The following is a 6,211-nucleotide window of genomic DNA, read 5'->3' as shown; positions in this document are numbered from 1 at the left end:
CTGCTGCTGCACCGGAGCCGGCGCGGGCTGCGCGGTGGTGGTGGCCGGAGCCGGCGTGGTGTCGACGTCGTCGTCCTTGGAGCCAAGGCCCTTGAGGTTGATGTTGTTCAGCTTGATCGGCTTGTCCGACAGGCCCGGCGCGACGATGGTCACGCAGTTGAGCGAGGCGCAGTTGCGCGGCGTCTCGATGCGGATGTGCTGGCCCTCGATCTGGAACGAGATCGAATTGCCGGCATGCGCGGCTGCGGTCGAAGCGAGGAAGAGTGCGGTGGCGGCGATGGTGAGCTTGTTCATGACAACCTCCGAGAAATGCGTGGTCCCGATATGGACTGAAGTCGCTGGTGGATGAAGCGTGGTTCGACCCTACGCCGCGCCCGTCCCGCCTTCCGTGATAGACGTCACAATGGCTCGCGCGCGCTTGGGTGAGCCAGCGCAAATTCAGCCGCAGTTCATCCCGCGTAACGTCGTCGCGACAGAGGAGAGGGAGGCGCCGATGACGCGGCTTGCGACTTCGCTTGGCACTTTGATCGCGCTGCTGGCGGTTGCGCCTTCAGCCCAGGCCGGCTCCTACGCGTTCTCGATCGGCGGCCATCGGTTCCATGTCGAGGCGCCCAGGAATTGCCGATCCGCTTCCTGCGTCTCGATTTCCGCCAACCGCAGTCTTCGGCCGGCGGAGGACGTCGCCACGACACCCGTTCCGCCCGTCCCATCGCCGGTGGTCCAGGCGCCGCAGCCGGCCTATCCGGCAACCCCGGCCCGGCCGCCACAGGCGATTGCGGCCGCGCCGCTACCTGCGCCCCCCTCGTCGCCGCGACGACGTCGCAGCCCGTTGTGCTGCCGCCGGCGCCAAGACCGGAGGCACCAAGGAGCGAGGCACTCAGCCCCAATCCGCCACGGGTTGAGCTGTCGCGCGTGGATCCGCCGAAGGCGATCGCACTCGATCCACCGCGCATGGAGCCGCCGGTCGTCGCGCCGAGGCCCGAGATCACGCCGGCCACGACGATCGCACAGCGCAGTGACGACGAGTCGCCCGGCATGCCGCTCGGGCAGTGGGAAAGCGACGGCGCCAAGGGCACGGTCCGCATCGAACGCTGCGGCTCCGCGCTATGCGGCTATGCGCTGACCGAGGCGTCGAGCAGGGGCGAGAGCGTGCTCGTCAACATGAAGCAGAAATCGCACGACGTCTGGACCGGCAGCATCTACAGCCGCTCCACCGGCAACACCTATTATGCGAGGATGACGCTGAAGAGCGCCGGCAAGCTCTACGTCGAGGCCTGCGCGCTCGGCCACTTCTGGTGCTCGGGCAACGACTGGGTGCGTGTTGAGGAGCCGCAGGAGCAGGTGGTTACGACGTCGCGCCAGTGGGGCGCGCGGTCGTAGCGTTGCGCTCGCCTTACCTCCAGGGGAGGGTAAGCGGTCTCCGGTGTGGTTGATCGATGGCCGCTAGATCATGCCGAGCACGATGGCGCCGACGAAGGCCATGGCGAGGTACGCGGTGATAACGCTAAGTCTCCCGGCAAACGTCATGCCGTTGCTCCCTGGGATGTTCCGCTGAAGCATGTCCCGCTGCTCGCGCGCCCTGCGCCCGATCGTCATACTTAACAGAAAGTCTCCTTGCGAAAAAGTCAGCCTCGCTGTCGCTCATCTCCAGGCGCCGTCGCGCGGCCGGGCCCGGCATGGTTAAGGAAGGCTGAAATCAACACGTTGAAGAGTCTTTAAGTAAATTCACCGAACGTGCGCGCATGACGCGCGGAGTTCGTTTGTATCTCGTCGGCTCCATCGTCCTTGTTTCGCTAGCGGGTTGCGGACGCGGCTTCTTCCAGGCCGAACGTGAACCGTGGCGGGCCGAGGCGGAAGCCGCATGCCTGAAATCCGGCGCGGTCAAAGAAAGTGCGGACATCGTCCGCATCGACCCGATCTCCGGGCCCGGCAGCTGCGGCGCGGAGTTTCCGCTCAAGGTCGCCGCCATCGGCGAGCCCTCGAGCAGCTACGGCTTTGCCGACGAGGAACTGCGCCCGCCGGGCAATGTCGGCAACCAGCCGCGCTGGCCGGTGACACAGCCGCGATCGAATTATCCGCAGGGCCAGGCCTATCCGGCATCCTCTTATCCGCAACGCCCGAACTATCCCGAGAACGCGGTGCGCCAGCCGTCCGGTTATGGCGCCTCGTCCGGACCGATGTCACTGAACGCGCCCGGCGTGGCGCCGCAGGAAGACGAGATCGATCTGCCGCCCGAGGGCACCGATGCCGCGGGTGCGGCGCGCTACATGAATGCGCCGAGCTATCCGGCGCGGCAGCCCGGTCCCGCACCTTATTCGCAGGCGCCCGCGCAGCAGCCGCTGCCGCGCCTTGGTCCCGCGCAGGGCAATCCGGTCACCGCCGTCGGTCCCGTTGCGATCAAGCCGACCGCGACGCTGGCCTGTCCGATCGTGTCCGAGCTCGACCGTTGGCTCGCCGACACCGTGCAGCCCTCGGCCATGCGCTGGTTTGGCGTGCGCGTCGCCGAGATCAAGCAGATCTCCGCCTATTCCTGCCGTGGCATGAACGGCAACTCGCATGCCCACATCTCCGAGCACGCCTTCGGCAACGCGCTCGACATTTCCGCCTTCGTGCTCGCCGACGGCCGCCGTGTCACGGTGAAGGATGGCTGGCGCGGCATGCCGGAAGAGCAGGGATTTTTGCGCGACGTGCAATCCGGTGCCTGCGCGCATTTCACCACGGTGCTCGCGCCGGGCTCCAACGTCTATCACTACGATCACATCCACGTCGACCTGATGCGCCGCGCCAGCCGTCGCCTGATCTGCCAGCCGGCCGCCGTCTCCGGCGAAGAGGTCGCCGGGCGCGCCCAGCAGCGCAATCCTTACGCGGGCAGGCGCGATCCCTATGTCACCGGCTCGCTCGGAACGCGCAAGAGCACGCGGAAGCAGGAAGAGGACGAGTACGCTGACGATTAGGCGCGCGCAGCTTCTCTTGTAGCCCGGATGAGCGCAGCGATATCCGGGAACAGAATTCCCGCATATCGCTGCGCTCATGCGGGCTACGATTGCGTCAATCGACATGTCCATCGTCCGCTATCTCACCCACCCGCAGGTACAGATCGATCCTGACGTGCCTGTGCCGCAATGGGGCCTCAGCCTGATTGGTCGAACGCGCACCGAGGCGGTGGCGCACGCCGGCTGGCTCGCGAGCACCACGCAGGTCATCTCAAGCGGCGAGCGCAAGGCGGTCGAGGCCGCCGAGATCATCGCCGGCCGGCTCGGCATCATGATCGACATCCGCGAGGCCATGCACGAGAACGACCGCTCGGCGACCGGCTTCCTGAAGCCGGCCGAATTCGAAGCGGTCGCCGATCAATTCTTTGCGCAGCCGCATCTCAGCGTTCGCGGCTGGGAGCGCGCCGTGGATGCGCAGGCGCGCATCGTGCGCGAGGCCGAGGCGGTGCTGGCCCGCATCTGTCATGGCGATGTTCTCTTCGTCGGCCACGGCGCCGTCGGCACGCTGCTGTTCTGCCACATCGCCGGCCAGCGCATCGATCGCGTCCACGATCAGCCCGCGGGTGGAGGCCACGTCTTCGCGTTCACGCGTGACGGGCGGAACATCGTGCACGGCTGGCGCAAGATGGAAGAGATCAGATCGTAGCTCTGCGCAGTCCGAGAGTCATGTCGAAGCCGGCTTCGACGGTGCGGGGACCAGCCCCATGCACAGCTGCACCTCGCCCGGGACGTTGTAGGTCCGCATGATATGGCGGCTGTCGCGCAAGCCGGTCGCCTCACGTTGCACCACGAACATCCAGAGCGCCTGGCCGGCTTCCATCACCAGCTTGCGCCTGGCCGGATGCATCGAGGCCGGCGTCCCCGAGGCCGCGTGGGCGGCGTCGAACTCGCGCAAACGCGCAAGGCTCTGTTCGAGTGCGCGGCCCATCCGTCCAAGCGCTGAGGCCTGTTCCTGGACGATCTCATAATGGAGGATATCGACAGGCGGGCGAAGATCACGGGACATGGCCGCAAATATAATGCGGCGAGACCGGCATGCGCAACGCGTGGCGTGCTTGCCGTTACTTCGCCCGGTACGCCGCCAGAAACATCCGCGTCGCGCTGTCGACCACCTCGGTCATGCGCTCTTCCGACGGCGCAGGCGCCGCCTGGAAGACGAAGGGCAGGAAGAGCGAGGCCTTGCACAGTTCCATGAACTGCGAGGCGGCAAGATCGCAATCGTCGATCGTGAGATCGCCGGAGGCGGCATGGGTTTTGAGATAATCGGAGAGGCGGTTGATGGTCTTGTCCAGCACCCGCGCATAGTAGCGGCGGCCGACATCGGGCATGCGCTCGGCGATCGCCATCACGGTGCGGATCGCCGATCCGCCGCCCGGCCGGCAGAGCAGATGGATATAGGCCCGGCCGAACTCCTTGAGCGTGGTCTCGGCGTCGCGGGCGGGATCGAAGTTGAACACGACCTGGCCGTACTGGAGCGCCTCCTGCTCGAGGATGGCTTCGAACAGCGCACATTTGTCGGCGAAGTAGACATAGAGCGTGCCCTTGGAGACCTGCGCCGCGCGCGCGATCTCGCCCATGCTGGCGCCGTCGAAGCCGAGATCCATGAACACCTTGCGGGCCCCGTCCAGGATCTGGCGGCGCTTGGAGCTGTCCTCCTCTTGGAGGACGTGCAGATGTTCGCGGCCGGCTACAACCATTGGTTCAGGGTCTCGGAAGGTTTTGGGACGAGGTGCCGAACTATGAAACGCAAATAAAGGATTCGGGCCAGTAGGGTCCGATGCGGGATATTATCTATATTGACCGAACCGTTCGGTCAATGATATTTGGGATAAGCGAGGGGAACACGCCGCAGGCGGCCGTCCTTCATCGCGTTTTTTTTGGGGAGGCCTTTATGGCCGTATCGAGAGATCAGGCTGCGCGCGTCCTTCGCCAGGAAGCGGTGGAGACGAATTCGGCGAACGGTGAACCTGCGACCGAGGCGTCCGCTGTTCTCGCCGAGCAGCTGCGCTCCCATGTGGTCGAGGAAACCAAGCGCCGCAGCGAGGCGCCGGAGAAGCCCGTGACCGACAAGCCGGCCGCGCCGGGAGCAGACGCGCCCGCTGCCAGCGGCACGCCGAAATCCGGCAAGCGCAAATTCGTCCTGATGGGCGTCGGTCTGGTGCTGGCGCTCGCGGCAGCCAGCTATGCCGGCTATTACACGCTGGTCGGGCGCTTCTACATCGCCACCGACGACGCCTATGTCCGCGCCAACAACACCATGCTCGGCGCGCGCGTTGCCGGCCACATTTCCTCGATCCTTGCCGGCGACAACACGACGGTGCGCGCCGGCGACGTCATCTTCCGCATCGACGACGGCGACTACAAGATCGCAGTCGACGCCGCCGCGACCAGGATCGCGACCCAGCAGGCGACCATCGATCGCATCCGCCGCCAGGTCGCGGCGCTCGAGAGCCAGGTTGCGCAGGCCAAGGCACAGCTCGTCTCGGCCGAAGCAGGCCTCAAGCGGGCCGATCTCGATTATGAGCGTCAGCAGGCGCTGAGCAGCAAGGGATTTGCCTCGCGCGCCACCTTCGAGAGCTCTGAAGCCGGACGCGACCAGGGCGCCGCCGCGGTCAAGGCCGCGCAGGCCGCCTATGACGTCGCCGTCAGCAACGTCGACGTCACCAAGGCGCAGCAGGCCGAAGCCCAGGCCCAGCTTGCCGAGCTCAAGACCTCGCTCGCCAAGGCCGAGCGCGATCTCGCCTTCACCGCGGTGCGCGCGCCGGTTGGCGGCACGTTCTCGAACCGCCTGGTCAGCGCCGGCGACTTCGTCGCGGTCGGCCAGCGGCTCGGCAATGTCGTGCCGCTCGACGACGTCTATATCGACGCCAACTTCAAGGAAACGCAGCTCAAGCGCATCCGTCCCGGCCAGCCGGTGACGATCAAGGTCGATGCCTATGGCATGCGCAAGTTCTCCGGCGTCGTCGACAGCATCGCGGCCGGCGCGGGCTCGGTGTTCACGCTGCTGCCGCCCGACAACGCCACCGGCAACTTCACCAAGATCGTGCAGCGCGTGCCGGTCCGCATCCGCGTGCCGAAGTCGGTGGCGAAGCAGAACCTGCTCCGCGCCGGCATGTCGGTCTATGCGAGCGTCGACACCAACAAGGGCGCGGCCGACGCCGACAGCGAGGTCGATCTCGACGATCCCACCATGATCCATCCGCAGTAAGCGCACCCGA

Annotated in this window: 6 protein-coding genes and 1 pseudogene; 4 read left to right on the top strand and 3 right to left on the bottom strand. The window is 66.3% G+C overall.

Annotation, left to right across the window (positions count from 1 at the left end; genetic code table 11):
* Positions 1-294 (bottom strand): annotated as a pseudogene (locus tag XI09_RS13135) (DUF2147 domain-containing protein); the annotation flags it as partial.
* A 618-nt stretch (positions 295-912) separates the two neighbouring features.
* On the opposite strand from XI09_RS13135, the gene XI09_RS13130 reads away from it, so the two are divergent.
* The 3 genes from XI09_RS13130 (at position 913) to XI09_RS13120 (ending at position 3,639) form a co-directional block, all read left to right on the top strand.
* The gene (locus XI09_RS13130; protein ID WP_271567213.1) at positions 913-1,380 is read left to right on the top strand and encodes a DUF2147 domain-containing protein; all 468 of its coding nucleotides are present in this window, start codon (positions 913-915) and stop codon (positions 1,378-1,380) included.
* Between the two features lie 362 nt (positions 1,381-1,742).
* Positions 1,743-2,954, top strand: coding sequence for an extensin-like domain-containing protein (locus XI09_RS13125; RefSeq protein ID WP_271567212.1), 1,212 nt, complete (start codon positions 1,743-1,745; stop codon positions 2,952-2,954).
* 103 nt (positions 2,955-3,057) lie between these two features.
* Complete coding sequence (locus tag XI09_RS13120) at positions 3,058-3,639, top strand: histidine phosphatase family protein (protein WP_271567211.1); 582 nt, start codon at positions 3,058-3,060, stop codon at positions 3,637-3,639.
* Between the two features lie 18 nt (positions 3,640-3,657).
* Here XI09_RS13120 and XI09_RS13115 read toward each other — a convergent pair whose 3' ends face one another.
* Both XI09_RS13115 and XI09_RS13110 read right to left on the bottom strand, forming a co-directional pair.
* A complete protein-coding gene (locus XI09_RS13115) occupies positions 3,658-3,999 on the bottom strand; it encodes a DUF6665 family protein (protein ID WP_271567210.1) in 342 nt (113 codons plus the stop codon).
* A 55-nt stretch (positions 4,000-4,054) separates the two neighbouring features.
* Positions 4,055-4,690 (bottom strand): TetR/AcrR family transcriptional regulator, encoded by a 636-nt coding sequence (locus XI09_RS13110; protein WP_271567209.1) that lies wholly within the window; start codon positions 4,688-4,690, stop codon positions 4,055-4,057.
* A 194-nt stretch (positions 4,691-4,884) separates the two neighbouring features.
* On the opposite strand from XI09_RS13110, the gene XI09_RS13105 reads away from it, so the two are divergent.
* The gene (locus XI09_RS13105; RefSeq protein ID WP_271567208.1) at positions 4,885-6,201 is read left to right on the top strand and encodes an HlyD family secretion protein; all 1,317 of its coding nucleotides are present in this window, start codon (positions 4,885-4,887) and stop codon (positions 6,199-6,201) included.
* Positions 6,202-6,211 lie beyond the last annotated feature (10 nt).

This window comes from Bradyrhizobium sp. CCBAU 11386, from assembly GCF_028128955.1.
In the GTDB taxonomy this organism is placed as follows: domain Bacteria; phylum Pseudomonadota; class Alphaproteobacteria; order Rhizobiales; family Xanthobacteraceae; genus Bradyrhizobium.
This window is presented reverse-complemented; position numbering and strand designations above follow the sequence as displayed.

Coding starts and splice junctions, on each gene's coding strand:
- XI09_RS13105 (WP_271567208.1), top strand. CDS start 4,885: ATGGCCGTATCGAGAGATCAGGCTGCGCGCGTCCTTCGCCAGGAAGCG.
- XI09_RS13110 (WP_271567209.1), bottom strand. CDS start 4,690: ATGGTTGTAGCCGGCCGCGAACATCTGCACGTCCTCCAAGAGGAGGAC.
- XI09_RS13125 (WP_271567212.1), top strand. CDS start 1,743: ATGACGCGCGGAGTTCGTTTGTATCTCGTCGGCTCCATCGTCCTTGTT.
- XI09_RS13120 (WP_271567211.1), top strand. CDS start 3,058: ATGTCCATCGTCCGCTATCTCACCCACCCGCAGGTACAGATCGATCCT.
- XI09_RS13115 (WP_271567210.1), bottom strand. CDS start 3,999: ATGTCCCGTGATCTTCGCCCGCCTGTCGATATCCTCCATTATGAGATC.